We start from the raw sequence: 15,568 nt of genomic DNA, 5'->3' as shown, positions 1-15,568 counted from the left end.
ATGGAGCACCGCACCATCGGCCGGGGTCCGGCGAGGCCCTTCCGGAAGGTCCGCAGCCTTGGTTCGCGCCTCGAGACGGGGGTCGCGCTGCTCCTCGCGCAAGGCCTCGTCACCTTCGTTCCGACCCGCCACTGGCGCAGCCTCCTGCGCCGCAAGCCGGGATACGATGCCGCATTTCCGGCGGGTGCGCGGGAACGGGCGCGCGGGCTCGGCAAGCAGGTCGAGCGGATCGGGGACGCCTTCCCGTGGCAGGTCAAGTGCCTGCCACGCGCGCTCGCGGCCTCGGCCATGCTCTCGCGCCGCGGCATCGGCTCGCACATCGTGATCGGCGCAAGGCGCAGTGGCGAAACGCCCTCGATGGACCTGCATGCCTGGCTGATGGTCGGCGAGAGCTGCGTCGTCGGGCGCAAGGAGCGCGAGACCTACCGCGCCTTCGTGCCCGCCCGTGGGGCCCCGAATGGCGCCATGGACGAGGCGGGCAGGTAGGCCCGGCCACGCGAATTGAGGGGGAATGGCGAGATGGACCGTCGGTTTTTTCTGAGGTCGGGAAGCGCGATGGGCGTGGCCGTCGCCGGGACCATGCTCCCGCACCGCGCGCTTGGCGCGCAGGGGCGTTTCCAGCATGCCGGAACCTCCGTCGGCGGGCCGGGCCAGTCGCTCGTCTATCACTGGCTCGACGTGCTGCTCGACGTGGCGGTGCGCGACGTGGAGCGGCACTCCGCCCGGCCGACTATCCTCGCCCGCGCGATGGCCCTTGTGACCGCCGCGATGTACGAGGCTTGGGCACCGTTCGACGATCGCGCACGCGGCGCAATGTTCGGCGGTTCGCTGCGCCAGCCCGAGGCGCTGCGCACGCGGGAGAACAGGGAAGCCGCGATCAGCTACGCTGCCGCCTGCGCGCTGATGGATATCTATCCCGAATCGCGCGCAATGGTCGACGTGGCCCTGCGGCGGTTCGGCTACGATCCCGCGATGGGCGTCGCCTCGCGCACAAGCGCGGCGGGGATCGGCGTGCTCGTGGCGGAGCGGCTTTGTGCCGCCCGCCATTCGGATGGCGCGAACCAGCTGGGCGACGAGCCCGGATCGGCCGGGGCGCCCTATTCGGACTATACCGGCTATGTCCCGGTCAACCCGCCGGACAAGGTCTGGAATCCCGACCGGTGGCAGCCCATCACCTTCCGCCGCGCCGATGGCTCTACCTTCGCGCCCGGCTTCCTCACCCCGCACTGGTACAGGGTCGAAACCTTCGCGCTCACCCGCCCCGACCAGTTCCGCGCGCCCGAACCGCCGCGCGTGGGATCGGATCGGCTCAGGGCGGAGGTCGACGAGGTGCTCGCCTATAATGCAGGGCTGACCGACCGGCAGAAGGCGATCGTCGAATTCATGCGCGACGGGCCCGGATCGACCGGGCAGTCGGGTCACTGGCTGCGCTTCGCGCAGGATATCTCGCGCCGCGACGGCTACGATCTGGACCGCGACGTGAAGCTGTTCTTCCAGGTCGGCCAGTGCGCGCACGATGCCTTCGTCGCGTCGTGGGATTCGAAGCGCCATTGGGATACCTCGCGGCCGTGGACGCTGGTGCGCCACTATTACGGCGATCGCACGATCCGGGGGTGGGGCGGACCCGGCAGGGGGGTGATCGTGATGAAGGGGAGCGAGTGGTATCCCTACTCCCCTTACGTCTTCGTCAGCCCGCCCTTCCCCAGCTACGTCTCGGGCCATTCGACCGTCAGCGCGGCCTGCGCGGAGACCATGCGCCTGTTCACCGGATCGGACCGGCTGGAGGTGGAGCTGGTCCGCCGACCCGGCGAGATTACCGAGCCCGATGCTTTGGGTCCGGACGTGACCCTGTGGCTGCCCACGCTCACCGGGGCGGCCGAGATGGCGGGCATCAGCCGGATCATGGGGGGCTACCACATCCAGGCGGACAATATCGAAGGCCTGAAGATGGGGCGCAGCGTTGGCCAGGCGGTGCACCAGCGCGCACAGGACCTCTTCGGCCATGCGTAAGGGTGCAAAAGGTACAAGTCGTCGCACCTCGTATGGCATCGGTATGAGCATTGCCTCCCATTCCTGCGGCCTGCGCGCGTAGGATTCCCGCGGTGCTCGGCCAGTTCACCTTCTATGTGTCGGACTTTCGCGCCTTCGCGGGCTCTCGCCTGCTGCTGTGCGCCTTTCTGGTCGCCCTAGGTGCGGTTCTGGAGGCCGTTGGTGTCGTTGCGCTGGTGCCGCTATTTTCCGCCGCGATCGGCGACGGGGGCCGGTTCGGCGGGGTGAGCCTCGACCAGATTTTCGCGGATTTCGGCCTCGAAACCGCGCTCGCCAAGGCGCTTGCAGTGACTGCGGCGTTCCTCGCGCTGATCGTACTGCGCGCGCTCACGATCTACCATCGCGACGTCTATCTGCGGCGCCTCACACTCGAATATGTCGATCACTGGCGCCGGATTTTGTTCGACGCCATCCGTCATGCGCCGTGGAAGGCGATCGTCGCGCAGCGCCGGGCGGACCTCGAGCATACGGTGCTGTCGGACGTTTCCCGCCTCGCAATCGGCCATGATCGACTGATGCGCTGCGGTGCCACGATTGCGGTGGTCGTCGCGCAGCTGGCGGTGCTGGCCGCGCTCTCGCCCGCAATGCTGGTCTTCGTGATCGCTCTGCTCGGCACGTTCTACTGGCTCGGCATGCCGATGCTGCGGCGGGCGAACCGCCGCGGCACGGGCATGACGGGCACCGGCCGCCACCTGCATGGCACGCTCGGCAACCTGCTCAGCGGGCAGAAGCTGGCGCGGCTCAACAATGCGGAAGAGGCGTTCAACCGTGAGTTGATCGCCGCGACCGATCTGGTGCGCGAAAACCAGCTCTCCTTCACCCGGCTCCAGTCCGCCATGCGCGGCACCTTGCAGCTGGTCTCTGCCGGAGCGGTCGCCGCGACCTTGCTGACCGGCTTCTTCGCAATGGATCTGTCGCTGCCGGTTCTGCTGGTCGTGGTCATCATCGTGGTCCGCATCGCGGGGTCCGGGCAGCAGATCTTGCAGGCCGCAGAAGCCATCGCAAGCATGCTGCCCGCTCTCGCCGCCATGCGCGAGACACTCACGGCGCTCGGCGGGGAGGCCGCACCGGCACCTGCTCCTGCCCGGCCTTCGACCCTTGCGCGACGCTCGGGCCCCGCGAGCATCGCGGTGGAAGAGGTCTGGTATGCGCACCGCGAAGGCGAGTGGACGCTGCGTGGTGCATCGCTCCACGCGCAGCCGGGTGAATTCGTGGCGCTTGCGGGGCCGTCGGGCGTGGGCAAGACCACACTGCTCGATATCGCCACCGGGCTGCTTCCGGCGACGAGGGGCTCGGTCCGGGTCGATGGTGAGAAATTGCACAGCGAGGCCGACTGGCGTCGCTGGCGCGAGGACATCGCCTACCTGCCGCAGGATCCGTTCCTGTTCGATGCGACGATTGCGGAGAACCTGCGATGGTTCACCGCTGCGCCAGGCCCGGACGACATCGACGAAGCTCTCGATCGGGCGGAGATGGGGGAGGCGATTGCCGCCTTGCCCGACGGGCTCGAAACGCGCGTGGGCGAACGTGGGCAGGCCCTGTCGGGCGGGGAACGCCAGCGGCTGTGCCTGGCCCGCGCGCTGCTTGCCAAACCACGGCTCCTGATCCTCGACGAAGCGCTGAGCGCGGTGGACGAGGAGGGCGCCGACCGGATCGTCGCGCGGCTTGCTGATCATTCCGGTCGCCCCACCCTGATTTATGTCACGCACCGCAGCCAGGGTTGGTCCTTTGCCGACCGGGTGGTCGAATTGGCGGCCCCGTGACGCACGAATCGCCGCACGGACATAGTGCCATGATCGAAGCCCGCAGCGCGCTGTTCGACTGGCTCTGCGGCGCGCCGCATGGGCGCGCGCCGCAGCCCAATCTCGAAGCCGAGCAATGGAACTGGATCGCGCAGACCGCGCGCGAGCACCGGCTTCGCGCGCTGCTGCACTGCGTGATACGCGACGCCGCGCCGGGCGATTTCCCAGACGATTTCGCGGCGGCTTGCGAGCGTGCTTTCAGAAAGCAGTCGCGCCGATGGCTCGCCTGGCAAGCCGCGATGGTCGTCATCGGCGGCGCACTGCGCGACGAGTCGATCGATCACGTGTTTCTGAAAGGCGCGGCGCTCAACCTGGTTGCCTACCCCGAAGGAGGGCAGAGGCCACTGCGCGATCTTGACCTTCTCGTTCGACCGCCAGATGCCGAAAGGGCGCAGCGGATCATCATGTCGATGGGGTATCGCAGGCTTCCCGGCGTCCCGGAAGAAATCACTTCCGCAGCCTATCAGATGCCGCTCCTGCGCCACCCGCGATCCGGGCTTGCGGTGGAAGTGCATCGTGCCCTGATCCGCACCGACCGGTTCGACTTTCGTGCGCTGGCCAGCATGCTTCTGGAAACCGCCCAGGATCATGACATCGCGGCAAAGCCGGTGCGATGCGCTGCGCCGATCCCGCTTTATTGCCACCTCCTGCTGCATGCCGGACTCAAGTCCCGGTTCGATTGCGGACCACTCGTGCTCGCCGATCTCGCCTTTCTCCATGCGCGTTACCCCGAACTGCGCGACGAGTTCGCCCGCGCCGCGCAATCCTTCGGCTTGGCGCGAACCGAGGCGCTACTCTCGCAGGTGCTCATTCGGCACAGCAGCTTGGCGAAACGTGCCGGATCAAATCCCGCGCCCGTATCGCGAGGGCTGGTCGATCACGTGGCTGCCCTGCTGGTCCTTCCGCCGGATACGATCAGAGCGCGCAAGTTCGCACGCGATCTGCAGGAAGATAGGCCACTCGGTCGCAAGCTGCTGGCCTTGCTGGCCGGCGCTCTCCGCCCGAGCCGCGCCAAGATTTCCGCAGCGACGGGAATTGACGCCGATGCGCGCCTTGTCTGGCTGCATTACCCGGCATGGCTCTTTGACCGGAGCCGCCTCATTCTGGCGGGAAAGGCGGATCGAGGCTTTCGGTCCGAGGTGAATCGCGATCTCGAATTGCACCAGTGGCTGGCGGCGGACCTGCAAGCGGCCGATGATCGTGGACAGGAATAAGGATGCAGCCCGCCCGGTTCCAGTCGGACCCGAGGTGGGACCGGCCGGCATGGGCGGGCACAGCAAGACGATCGAAGCGGGCGTCGAATACCAAGCTCGACTTTGGCGAAGGCCTTCCTCTATGTCGCGCAAGTTGGCATTTCGGCCCCGGGCGTTCGCTGCGGGGCGGCGACTTTTGGGCGGTTCGGGGCGAAAGCATAAGATGTCTGATGATTTGTCCGCACACGATCCACGCATCTGCGTCGTTGGCCTCGGGTATGTGGGCCTGCCCGTTGCGCATGCGTTCGCGCGAAAATTTTCCGGCGTAATCGGTTACGATATTTCGGAAGCGCGCGTGGCGGAGCTGCGTGGCGGCACCGATTCCACGGGCGAGCTTACGGACGATCAGCTCGCCGAAGTGGAACTCGAATTCAGCACCGACGCTGGGCGCGTAGCCGATTGCAATTTCGTCGTCGTTGCGGTGCCCACTCCGATCAATGTCGACCGCAATCCCGATTTCAGGATATTGCGCAGCGCCTGTCGCGCCGTGGGCGAACACCTGGCACCGGGCACCATCATCGTCTTCGAATCGACCGTCCATCCCGGAGCGACCGAAGAAATCTGTGGCCCCGTCCTGGAGGAAGTCTCGGGCCTCAAGGCAGGCAAGGATTTCAAGCTCGCCTACAGTCCTGAAAGGATCAACCCGGGCGACAAGGTCCATACGATCGAGCAGATCACGAAGGTCGTCGCAGGCCAGGATTCGGAAACGCTCGAGACGGTGGCGCGCACCTACGAAGCCATTATCGACGCCGGCGTGCACCGCGCCTCTTCGATCAAGGTGGCCGAGGCGGCCAAGGTTCTCGAGAACACGCAGCGCGATATCAACATCGCGCTGATGAACGAGATGGCGAAGATCTGCCACCTGTCGGGCATTCGCACGGCCGACGTCCTCGCAGCCGCGGGCACGAAGTGGAATTTTCTGCCCTTCACACCCGGACTGGTCGGGGGGCACTGCATCGGGGTCGATCCCTATTATCTGACGGCACAGGCAGAGCGGCTGGGCTACCACCCCGAAGTGATCCTTGCCGGGCGGCGGATCAACGACGGCATGCCGCGATATATCGCCACCGAATTGCTCCGCCAGATGGCAACTGCAGGCGTCGCCATTCAGGGCGCCCGCGTCGGCGTGCTGGGTGCGACGTTCAAGGAAAACGTGCCCGACGTGCGCAACAGCAAATCGGCCGAACTGCTCGAGCAACTGCGCGGCTTCGGGATGAATGCGATGTGCCACGATCCCCTCGCTTCGCCCGAGGAATTCGAAGCGGACTATGGCCTGCCACTCGTCGGACTCGACGCATTCACCGAGCTCGATGCGCTGGTCTATGCCGTTCCGCACCGTGCATATGCGGACGAGATTGTCGAACTTACGCGCCGCAGTCTTCGCGATGGAGGGGTCTTCGTCGATATAAAGTCGGCCCTCGATCCGCAGGTGTTTGCACGGAGTTACGTGTATTGGTCGCTGTAACGCGCGCCGCGCGAAGCGCGCGATAAGGGCATCGGGAGAGACAAGATCAGGGTCTTCATCACTGGAACCGCCGGCTTCATCGGTTTTCATCTCGCACGCGAACTGCTTGCCGAAGGCTTTGCGGTCCACGGGTATGACGGGATGACCGACTATTACGATGTGCGGATCAAACGGCGCCGGCACGCGATGCTGGCGCAGAACCCGCGTTTCACCTCGAGCGAGGCGATGCTAGAGGATGCCGAAGCGCTCAACGCGGCGTGCACGCAGTTCAAGCCCGACGTCATCGTCCATCTCGCGGCACAGGCGGGGGTGCGATACAGTCTCGAGAACCCGCGAGCCTATCTCGACGCGAATGTCGTCGGCACTTTCAATCTCATGGAATGTGCGCGCGAGCTGGCGGTCGATCACCTGCTGATGGCGTCGACGAGTTCGGTTTATGGGGCGAACGATCAAATGCCCTTCGACGAAAATCAGAAGGCGGACACTCCGCTGACCTTTTATGCCGCGACCAAGAAGGCGACCGAGGCAATGGCGCATTCCTACGCGCACTTGTGGAACCTGCCGACCACCATGTTCCGCTTTTTCACCGTCTACGGCCCATGGGGAAGGCCGGACATGGCATTGTTCAAGTTCACCCGCGGGATCCTCAATGGTGAGCCGATCGACATCTACAATCATGGCCGGATGTACCGCGATTTCACCTATGTCACCGATCTGGCGCACGGCATCCGTCTGCTGATCGATGCTATTCCCGAGCGGCCCGCAGCGCCCGAAGATGTTCCGGAATGGGACAGCTTGAGTCCGGTCGCACCGTTCCGGATCGTCAATATCGGCAACAACGACAAGATTCGCCTCGAAGATTTCGTCGACGCGATCGAGGAGGAGTGCGGTCGTCCGGCTCAGCGCAACTACATGGACATGCAGATGGGAGACGTTCCCGCGACCTGGGCGGATGCCAACCTCCTGCACAATCTCACCGGCTTCGCCCCGCAGACCGACGTTCGCGAAGGGATCAGGCAATTCGTGGCGTGGTACCGCGACTATTATCAGGTCTGAGGCCGCGGGACGCTCGCACAACAAACCATTTTCCTACTCGCATCGGCGTGCATAACGGATTTGCTTCTTCGCAATCGACCAGGAGGAGCATCCCCCATGCACGACCGTTTCCGCCGCCATGCCGACAGCCCGATGGCGCCGGCCGCATGCGCATTCGCCATCGCCCCGTCGGATAGCGCCCAATTGCCTTCGGTTACGAAAGCCATTTACGTCGGCGGCGGCGGCGATATTGTCCTGCGGCCACTGGACGGCACCGAAGACGTGCTGTTCGCAGCGTTCCCTGGCGGCGGCATACTCGATGTCCGCGCAAGCGCGATCCGCGCCACCGGGACCAGCGCCACCAATATCGTCGGGTTGGCCTGAACGTGCTCGGTTTCGGAACCCATCGCGCCGCGCGCCGGACCTTTCGCGCACTGCTGGGCGGTCATGGCGCGGCCCCCACTCCGCTCGCAAGGCTGCTGGCCGAGCCGGCAGCGATCGCCGTGTGGGACGTGACGGACAGGGCGACATTGCGCCAGGATGCGGGAGGCGCCGTCCCGGTCGCTGCGGACGGCCAGCCTGTCGGTCGGGTGGCGGACCTCAAGGGTGTCCTGCATTTCGTTGCGCCGAGCAACAGCCAACGGCCGCTCTCGCCTGCACGCTTCGACGGATCGGGGGATGAATGGCGGCTCGCCTTTAGCGACGATACACGCCTTGCGCGCGGCGATTTCATCATTGCCTATCGCGGGACCGACCAGAAGGGCATCCTGCTGCCGTCGCTGCCGAACGTGCCCTTCGAAGGCGTGTGGGACGCGGGCGATCCGGGACCTGCCGTGTCGGCCGGCTCGTCGATGGAGGATCTGATCGTCGATGACATCAGTTTTCGGGCGGCGACCCGCGGCCAGCTGGCGAGCGCGGTGGCCGACGGCGCGGTGCATGTCGTAGAGTTGATCGGGGTGGTCTTTTCCGATTACACCGGTCTGCGACTGGGCAATCGCACCAACTTCGAGATTTCCGGACAGTTGGCGCCGGTCGCCTATCTCGACGGCTCCAGCCTGGAAATCGCCTCGGCGCGCCAGGCCGCACGATCCTTCGCTCAGGAGGTTGCGGCACGGCTGCCCGGATAGGCACATGGTCGGAGGAACCGCCCGTGCGCGGCTAGGCCGTCTTGTACCCATGCTGCGGTTGACATTCGCCACGCCGCGCGGCCTAGACGATCTGCGCGCGTCTGACTGTTTTGTGGGTCGCCGATAGGGCCGCACCGACACTTTGGGACACGGGCAGGGAATACCGATTGCGATGGCGCTTTTTGCGGACAGCTACCCGAGGAAGCGGGCGCGGACGGCTGACGATCGTGGAGAACGTACCGCGCGCCCGGCCGTAGGCGCCGCCGTATTCTTCGCATTTTGCATCGCGACCCTTGGTGGCAGCTCGCGCTTCGACATGCTGCAACTCGTGATCCTGTTGCCCCTCGCCTGCCTTGCCGCAGGCTTCGGCCTGTGGCGGGCGTGGCATGCGGACTGGAGCGCACTGCGCGTTCCACTCTGGCTGCTGGCCGCCTGGGCCATCCTCACCTTGCTGCAGCTCGTTCCGCTGCCGCCCGATCTGTGGCGTTCGCTTGCCGGAAGAGAGCCCATGGCAGCGGTGGCCGATGCCATCGGAGATGAAAGCTGGCGCCCGCTTTCGATGGTTCCATGGCGTACCGAACATGCGCTCTGGGCGCTTTCGATTCCCCTCGCTGCCCTTTTCCTATTCGTTGCCATGCGAAAAAGCGCGGTGCCGGTAGCGATCCAAGTGGTGATCGCCGTGATCCTCGCAAGCGCACTGCTGGGCATCGTCCAAATCACGCTGGGCCCGGACAGCATGCTGTACGTCTATGCCGTGACCAACCGGGGCGCTGCCGTCGGCCTGCTCGCAAATGCGAACCACGCCGCCATGCTGAGCGCGATCGGAATGATCGTGATCGCGGCGACCGCGGCGCTCATGCCGCGTTCGGGGCCCTTCTGGCATATGCCGGTGCTCGGGTCCGGCTTCTTCCTGCTGCTGACCTTCCAGTTGATCAACGGATCGCGCGCGGGGCTTGGCCTGGCCGTGATCGCGCTTTTCGCCTCCGCGCTCATCGCCTTGTTGGCCCGGTCCTACGCGCCCGCCCGCAAAGGCGATCGCGCGGAGCGGCAAGGGCAACAGCTGCCAGGCGGCTGGAAGACCGCGCTTCCGCTCCTGGGCGGCGGCGTCGCGATTGCGGCGTTGTTCCTTTCGGCCGATCGCATCGCGGGCGTCGACGAGCTCTTGATGAAACAGACCTTCGACGACATGCGGGTCGAGATCCTGCCGGTCTTGTGGGACATGGCAGGAACCTATTTACCCTGGGGCTCGGGAATGGGCTCTTTCGAAATCGTCTATCAGATTCACGAACCATCCTCGCTGCTGATGCCCGATTACATCAACCAGGCGCACAACGACCTGCTCCAGATCGTCATCGAAGGCGGCTTGCCCGCTCTCGCGATCGCGCTGCTTGCGCTCCACTGGCTGGGCTGGACAATCCTGCGGCTCGTGCGCGGCGGACCGCGCGCTCGTATCCTCGCGATTGCCGGTGCCGGCGTGGTCGTGTCGCTGATTGTGGGAAGCGCGGTCGACTACCCGTTGAGAGCGCCGCTCTTCCAGTTCCTGGCGGTATGGATGATCGCAACATTCGCGGTCGTCTCGCGCAGTGCGATTGGTCGGGCCGGGACGCCAGATCAATCCTTCCCTCCGGCAGCCAAGGGGGATAAGGCACGTCGAGAATTGGAGGGGATCGAATGACGGATTTGGTAAGGCGGATTGCGCTCATCATATGCGCGTCGACCCTGCTTGCCGCGTGTGCGACCGATCGCAGCCTAGGCATGGCTCCGCAAATCGAGGTCACGGACCTCGAAACGCTCCCGACCCCCAGCACCGAAAGCTATTACGGCCTTCGGCGGCTCGACATCCTCGAGATTTCGGTGCGTCAGGACGAGTCGCTCAACGGCACCTACACTATCGATACCGATGGAAATCTCGAATTTCCCTATCTGGGCAGCGTGTCCGCAGCGGGGCTCCTCCCGGGCCAACTGGCCGACCGGATCGAGGGGGCCCTATCGCCTCGCTTCGTCCTCGATCCCGATGTCATCGTCCGCTCGACCGTCGATCGCCACCCCACGCTTTCGATAGGCGGACAGGTCAACAAGCCTGGCAATTTCCCAGTCGATTCGACCACCACGCTCATGCGGGCGATCAATACGGCCGGTGGGACCACGAAGTATGCGCAGCTGGACGACGTGCTCGTGTTCCGCGAAGTCGGCAGCGAACAGTACATCGGTGTCTATAACATTGGCGCCATCCAACGCGGCAATTATCAGGACCCGGCACTCTACCCCAACGATATCGTGATGGTCGGCGATTCGCCGGCGCGTCGGCGGCTGGAGACGATCCTCCAACTGCTGCCGGCCCTTGCCACGGCCTCGGTCCTGATAGACCGGGCGACGAACTGAGAGCCCCCTTGATGACTATTCCCAATGGCCTGATCGACGCAAGGGAGCGCACCGCACTCGAAACTCAGGAGAACGAGCAAAGCCGGGCGTTCGGGACCGGCATGATCGACATGATCGATCCGCAGCGCTTGTGGCAGCGTGCGATCGAGCTGCGCGTCTGGCTCATCGCCATTCTCGCGATCGCGCTCACGCTCGCCGTCATTTTCACCTTGCTGCAGACGCCCCAATATCTTGCCACTGCGCGGATCGAGATCAGCCGCGTAGACTCTGGTGCGGCCGAGATCGAGGAAATTGCGATAGAAGGCGAGGCGCGCGACCGCCAGTATTACGCGACGCAATATGTCCTGCTTGGCTCGCGCTTCCTCGCCGACCGGGTCGTGGAGGCGGAAAACCTGGTTCAGGATCGAGCCGCCCTTGCCGCCTTGGGCTTCGCCGAAGGGTCAGGCCCGAACGAACGCCAGGTCGCGCGCAGTCTGCTCAACCATGTCGAAGTCAGTCCGCTCGAAATGTCGAACCTAGTCGATGTTTCGGTGCGCAGCGGATCCGCGGAGGTCTCGGCCCGGCTGGCGAACGCCTGGGCCGGGCAGTTTCTCGAGGCGAATTATGACAAGCGTTTCGGTGACACGGTCGAAGCGCGTCGCCAGCTGGACAGCCAGCTTGCCGAACTGCGTGCCAGGCTCGAGAATTCGGAAGCGGAACTGATTCAATTCGCCAATGCCAACGGCATCGTCGTCCTCCAGCAGAGATCGTCGGGTGACCAACAGGCCGAGCAGACCTTGGTCGAGAACCAGCTGGCGGCGCTCAATCAGGCCTTGGCGGAGGCCACAGCAAGGCGGATCGCCGCCGCCAGCACCGCCAGCGTCGGGACCTCGCAGTCAAACGGGCAGGAAGAGATACGCACCCGCATCTCGGAGGTCGAGGCGACGCTCGCGCGGCTGCGGACCACGCTTGGCCCGCAGAATTCCCAGGTCGAGGCGGCACAGGCAGAGCTCAACTCGCTCCGGGCTGCGCTCAATGAGCAACAGAGTCTCAGCGGCTCGGCGCTCCAAGCACAATTGCGCGCGGCTCAGCGCGAAGAAGCCGAACTCCAACAACGTTTCGACCAGGCGCGGACACGCTATCTCGCGCAGCAGGACCAGGGCGTGGAGTACGGCATCCTCCAGCGCGAAGTGCTGACCAATCGCGAACTCTACAACGCGCTGTTGCAGCGGTACAAGGAGTTGGGCGTCGCCACGAGCGGTCGCAACAATATGACGCTGATCGAGGCGGCGGAACCGCCCGTTTCTCCGTATAGTCCCAAGCTGTTCACCAACCTCCTGATTGCGCTGGCCGCGGCTGCGGTCGCGGGCGGCGGACTGGTGTTCGTCCGCGATGTGGTGGACGATACCGTGCGCGACCCGTCCGAAATCCGGCGGCGGCTCCAGGTTCCGCTGCTGGGCCTGATCCCCAAGTTCGAACCCGACGATATCGACCGGCAGCTCGCCGACCCCAAATCCCAGCTTTCCGAAGCCTATGCCTCTGCGCGTGTCGCGATCGACTATGCCACCGCGACCGAGGACAAGATCATCATCGTCACCAGCACCCGTCCGGATGAAGGGAAATCTTTGAGTTCGCTCGCGCTGGCGTACAATTTCACCCGCAAGGGCAAGAAGGTGCTGCTCGTCGACATGGATTTGCGGCGCAAGGGCATCTCGATCCGCCTCAACCAGTCGAAGCAGGCCATCGGCATGGCGACCTATCTGGCAGGCGAGACGGAGAACCTGCCCAGCGTGCGGATGGACAAGTTCAACCTCGACTTCATCCCGGCCGGCAAGTCGACTCTCAATCCGGCCGATATCCTCGCCACCTCACGCACCGAAATGGTGCTGGACGAACTCAAGCGGCATTACGACTACATCGTCCTCGATGCGCCGCCGATCCTCGGCCTGGCCGACACCCCGCAGCTCGCCGATGCGGCGGACGCGATCGTCTATGTCGTACAGGCCAATGCCAGCACCTTCCGTTCGATCACACAGGCGTTGACGCGACTGCGCGCGACGCAGGGCAAGATCCTGGGCGTAGTGGTGACCAAGCTGGACAAGCGCAATGAGAGCTACAGCTATGGTTACGGCTATGGCTACGGATACGACTACGATTCGAAGGGCGGGACGGCGCTAGGCGCGTGACCGAAGCGCCGCGCTCCCGACTGATCCTGCCGGTCGCCGTTGCTGCAATGGCGCTTCTGGCTGCCGTTGCATCCCTCCAGCATTCGATGGCGATGGCACTTGCCTACCGCATGCCCGAACTCGCCGCCGACCTTTCCGACACGGTGCCCATACCGACCCTGATTTTGACGCGGCAGGCGATACGCGTGCCCGCATCGGGCGGTGGAGTGGACACTATCCGCGTGGGGGAGGCACGCGATCTCGCGCGGGATACGCTCGATCGTTCGCTGCTCAACCCCCTGCCGCTCGCAATCCTTTCCTGGGATGCAACGCCCGCGCGTCGCGGCGAGCTTCTGGCTGCGGCCACCCGGCTGAGCCGCCGCGATGCCTTCACTCAATCGGCGCTGCTGCGCCATTACAGCGAAACCGGGCAGTCCGAAGAGGTTCTGCGCACGGTCAATGATCTGCTGCTGGTATCGCCCTCGATCAGTCGGCAGATCACCCCGTCGGTGGTCGAACTCATGCGCGACGAGACGCTGGTTGCGGAATTCGTCCGGCTGCTGTCTCGACCCTCTCCCTGGCGAGAGGATTTCCTCCTTGCCAGCTCCCTCGACGAGCAGTCCGCATCCAATCTTGCCGCCATCCGTCTGGCGCTTCCGCAAAGCGCGGCGATCGACCCCGTTACCGACCGGGCGATGATTGCCAATCTGGCACGGACAGGTCGCGTGGCCGAAGCGTTCGCACTCTACCGCGCGTATGGCGATGGCAGTGCGGGCGGGGGCGGCCCGTCCGACACCGGCCTCGACTGGCAGGCCGAGTTTCCGCCCTTCGACTGGCGACTGACCGATGAGTATGGTGCCTATGCCCGGGCGCGCGACGGTGGCGGGCTGACGATTCGCATCAGGCCGGGAAATGGGGGCATGCTCGCGGAGCGCCTGCTCGATCTGCCGGACGACGTGACCGGCCTGCGCATCGCGCACGATCTTCAGCCGGCCGATCAGCTCGGCGAGGTGGAAATTTCGGTCTCCTGCGCACAAGGAGGCCCGTCGACGACGCGTGCCTTCGTCCCCGCACGCTTCACGCTCGATCTGCCGGCGGCGGTCGTCGCTTGCGAATCGGTCCGTCTGGCTATTGCGGGTCGCGCGTGGACGACCGCGCAGCCGATAGATGGGGCTATCGAGGCGATCGTATTCATCCGCTGAGGCCGGGCACCCGGATCCCACCTCGTCGCGGCCCACCTTGCATCCATGTTCCGGCGAGAAAATCCTCGCATCATCGAGGCGATATCGGTGTTGAGGCCGGGAAAGGCGCGCGGGCCAGGCACTTTTCCACGCCCCCCGAAAATCCCTGGTTGGCGGAAAGAATACCCGTTCGTCTTCGGTCTGCTATGACCGTGGGACGAGGGGCGATATTGAGGGACTAGAAGCAGCCGGTGGTGATATCAGAACCCAAAGTGGCAATCGTGGGCGCGGGCAGCCAGATCGGGGCCGCGCTGGCCCGGCGTCTGGGTCGCGATTGCGTCGCCATGTCTCGCTCTCCTCAGGGACACGAGGGAGAGCGCATTGTCGCTCGCTACGAGGACCTCGGATCTACCGATTTCGTGAATGTTGATCGGGTCGTAAATTGCATCGGGCAAAGCAGTGGCCCGCCCGAGCTTCTGCGCCACGTGAACGTCTCGCTCCCGCGCGAGATTGCCCGTCACGCGCGGGAGGCCGGCGTCGCGCACTTCGTCCATATTTCCTCCTTTTCGGTCTACGGCGATGCCCTGCTGGTCGATGGGTCGACGCCGGAGAATCCGACGAGCGATTATGGTCGATCCAAGCGCGATGCCGACGATGCGCTGAACGAGCTGTCGAACGACGCGTTCGCGGTGACCTGCCTGCGGCTTCCGCTGGTCTATTCCTTCGCGAAGCCAGGAAAGCTCGGCAGCTTGCTGCGCCTCTGGAAGAAAACCCGGATACTCCCTATTCCCGCCAACGACATCGAGCGCGCAATGATTTCGGCCGATCTTTCGGCAGAGACCATCCTTGGGCTGCTCGCCCGCCCGCCCAGGCGCGGCACCGTCCATGCCGCCGATGCAGAGCCCTTCGCCTATCGCAAAGCCGCACGCGCCAGCAGCGGCCTTAGGACCGTCGCCATCCCCGAAGCGCTCAGAGTACCCCTGCTGAGCATCACCGGCGCCACCGGGAAACGGATGTTCGGAGACAGCCGCCTGCGCGAGACAGACAACCTCGCGCACGAATTCGGCATTCCATCGCAGCTATACGCGGATATTGCGCGTCTCCAGTCCGAGGCGACGTGAGCGACCGGA

The 15,568-nt window shown here is 65.0% G+C and carries 13 protein-coding genes; all 13 read left to right on the top strand.

Annotation, left to right across the window (positions count from 1 at the left end):
* Entirely contained in the window at positions 1-486 is a 486-nt protein-coding gene (locus DL238_RS03335; protein WP_115490959.1) for a lasso peptide biosynthesis B2 protein, read from the top strand.
* A gap of 33 nt (positions 487-519) precedes the next feature.
* Positions 520-2,010: a vanadium-dependent haloperoxidase gene (locus DL238_RS03330; protein WP_115490958.1), complete on the top strand. Its 1,491-nt coding sequence runs from the start codon at positions 520-522 to the stop codon at positions 2,008-2,010.
* A 92-nt stretch (positions 2,011-2,102) separates the two neighbouring features.
* Positions 2,103-3,812: an ABC transporter ATP-binding protein gene (locus DL238_RS03325; RefSeq protein ID WP_181883802.1), complete on the top strand. Its 1,710-nt coding sequence runs from the start codon at positions 2,103-2,105 to the stop codon at positions 3,810-3,812.
* Between the two features lie 29 nt (positions 3,813-3,841).
* Positions 3,842-5,065: a nucleotidyltransferase family protein gene (locus tag DL238_RS03320; protein WP_115490956.1), complete on the top strand. Its 1,224-nt coding sequence runs from the start codon at positions 3,842-3,844 to the stop codon at positions 5,063-5,065.
* A 202-nt stretch (positions 5,066-5,267) separates the two neighbouring features.
* On the top strand, positions 5,268-6,569 hold the full coding sequence (locus DL238_RS03315; RefSeq protein ID WP_115490955.1) for a nucleotide sugar dehydrogenase: 1,302 nt from the start codon (positions 5,268-5,270) through the stop codon (positions 6,567-6,569).
* A 45-nt stretch (positions 6,570-6,614) separates the two neighbouring features.
* Entirely contained in the window at positions 6,615-7,625 is a 1,011-nt protein-coding gene (locus DL238_RS03310; RefSeq protein ID WP_115490954.1) for an NAD-dependent epimerase/dehydratase family protein, read from the top strand.
* 96 nt (positions 7,626-7,721) lie between these two features.
* Positions 7,722-7,988 (top strand): spike base protein, RCAP_Rcc01079 family, encoded by a 267-nt coding sequence (locus DL238_RS03305; RefSeq protein WP_115490953.1) that lies wholly within the window; start codon positions 7,722-7,724, stop codon positions 7,986-7,988.
* 2 nt (positions 7,989-7,990) lie between these two features.
* On the top strand, positions 7,991-8,731 hold the full coding sequence (locus tag DL238_RS03300) for a hypothetical protein (protein ID WP_115490952.1): 741 nt from the start codon (positions 7,991-7,993) through the stop codon (positions 8,729-8,731).
* Positions 8,732-9,047: 316 nt separating this feature from the next.
* The gene (locus DL238_RS03295) at positions 9,048-10,406 is read left to right on the top strand and encodes an O-antigen ligase family protein (protein WP_181883801.1); all 1,359 of its coding nucleotides are present in this window, start codon (positions 9,048-9,050) and stop codon (positions 10,404-10,406) included.
* Positions 10,407-10,486: 80 nt separating this feature from the next.
* A complete protein-coding gene (locus tag DL238_RS03290) occupies positions 10,487-11,113 on the top strand; it encodes a polysaccharide biosynthesis/export family protein (protein ID WP_181883800.1) in 627 nt (208 codons plus the stop codon).
* A gap of 11 nt (positions 11,114-11,124) precedes the next feature.
* Positions 11,125-13,278, top strand: a complete 2,154-nt coding sequence (locus DL238_RS03285; RefSeq protein WP_115490949.1) for a GumC family protein — start codon at positions 11,125-11,127, stop codon at positions 13,276-13,278.
* A complete protein-coding gene (locus DL238_RS03280) occupies positions 13,275-14,459 on the top strand; it encodes a hypothetical protein (protein ID WP_115490948.1) in 1,185 nt (394 codons plus the stop codon). Before DL238_RS03285 ends, DL238_RS03280 begins: the two co-directional genes overlap by 4 nt.
* Before the next feature lie 233 nt (positions 14,460-14,692).
* On the top strand, positions 14,693-15,559 hold the full coding sequence (locus DL238_RS03275; protein WP_181883799.1) for an NAD-dependent epimerase/dehydratase family protein: 867 nt from the start codon (positions 14,693-14,695) through the stop codon (positions 15,557-15,559).
* The last annotated feature ends 9 nt before the right edge of the window (positions 15,560-15,568 follow it).

It is taken from the genome of Alteriqipengyuania lutimaris (assembly GCF_003363135.1).
GTDB classification, from domain to species: domain Bacteria; phylum Pseudomonadota; class Alphaproteobacteria; order Sphingomonadales; family Sphingomonadaceae; genus Alteriqipengyuania; species Alteriqipengyuania lutimaris.
Note: the sequence above shows the minus strand (reverse complement) of the source record. Positions and strands in the feature narration are given on the sequence as shown.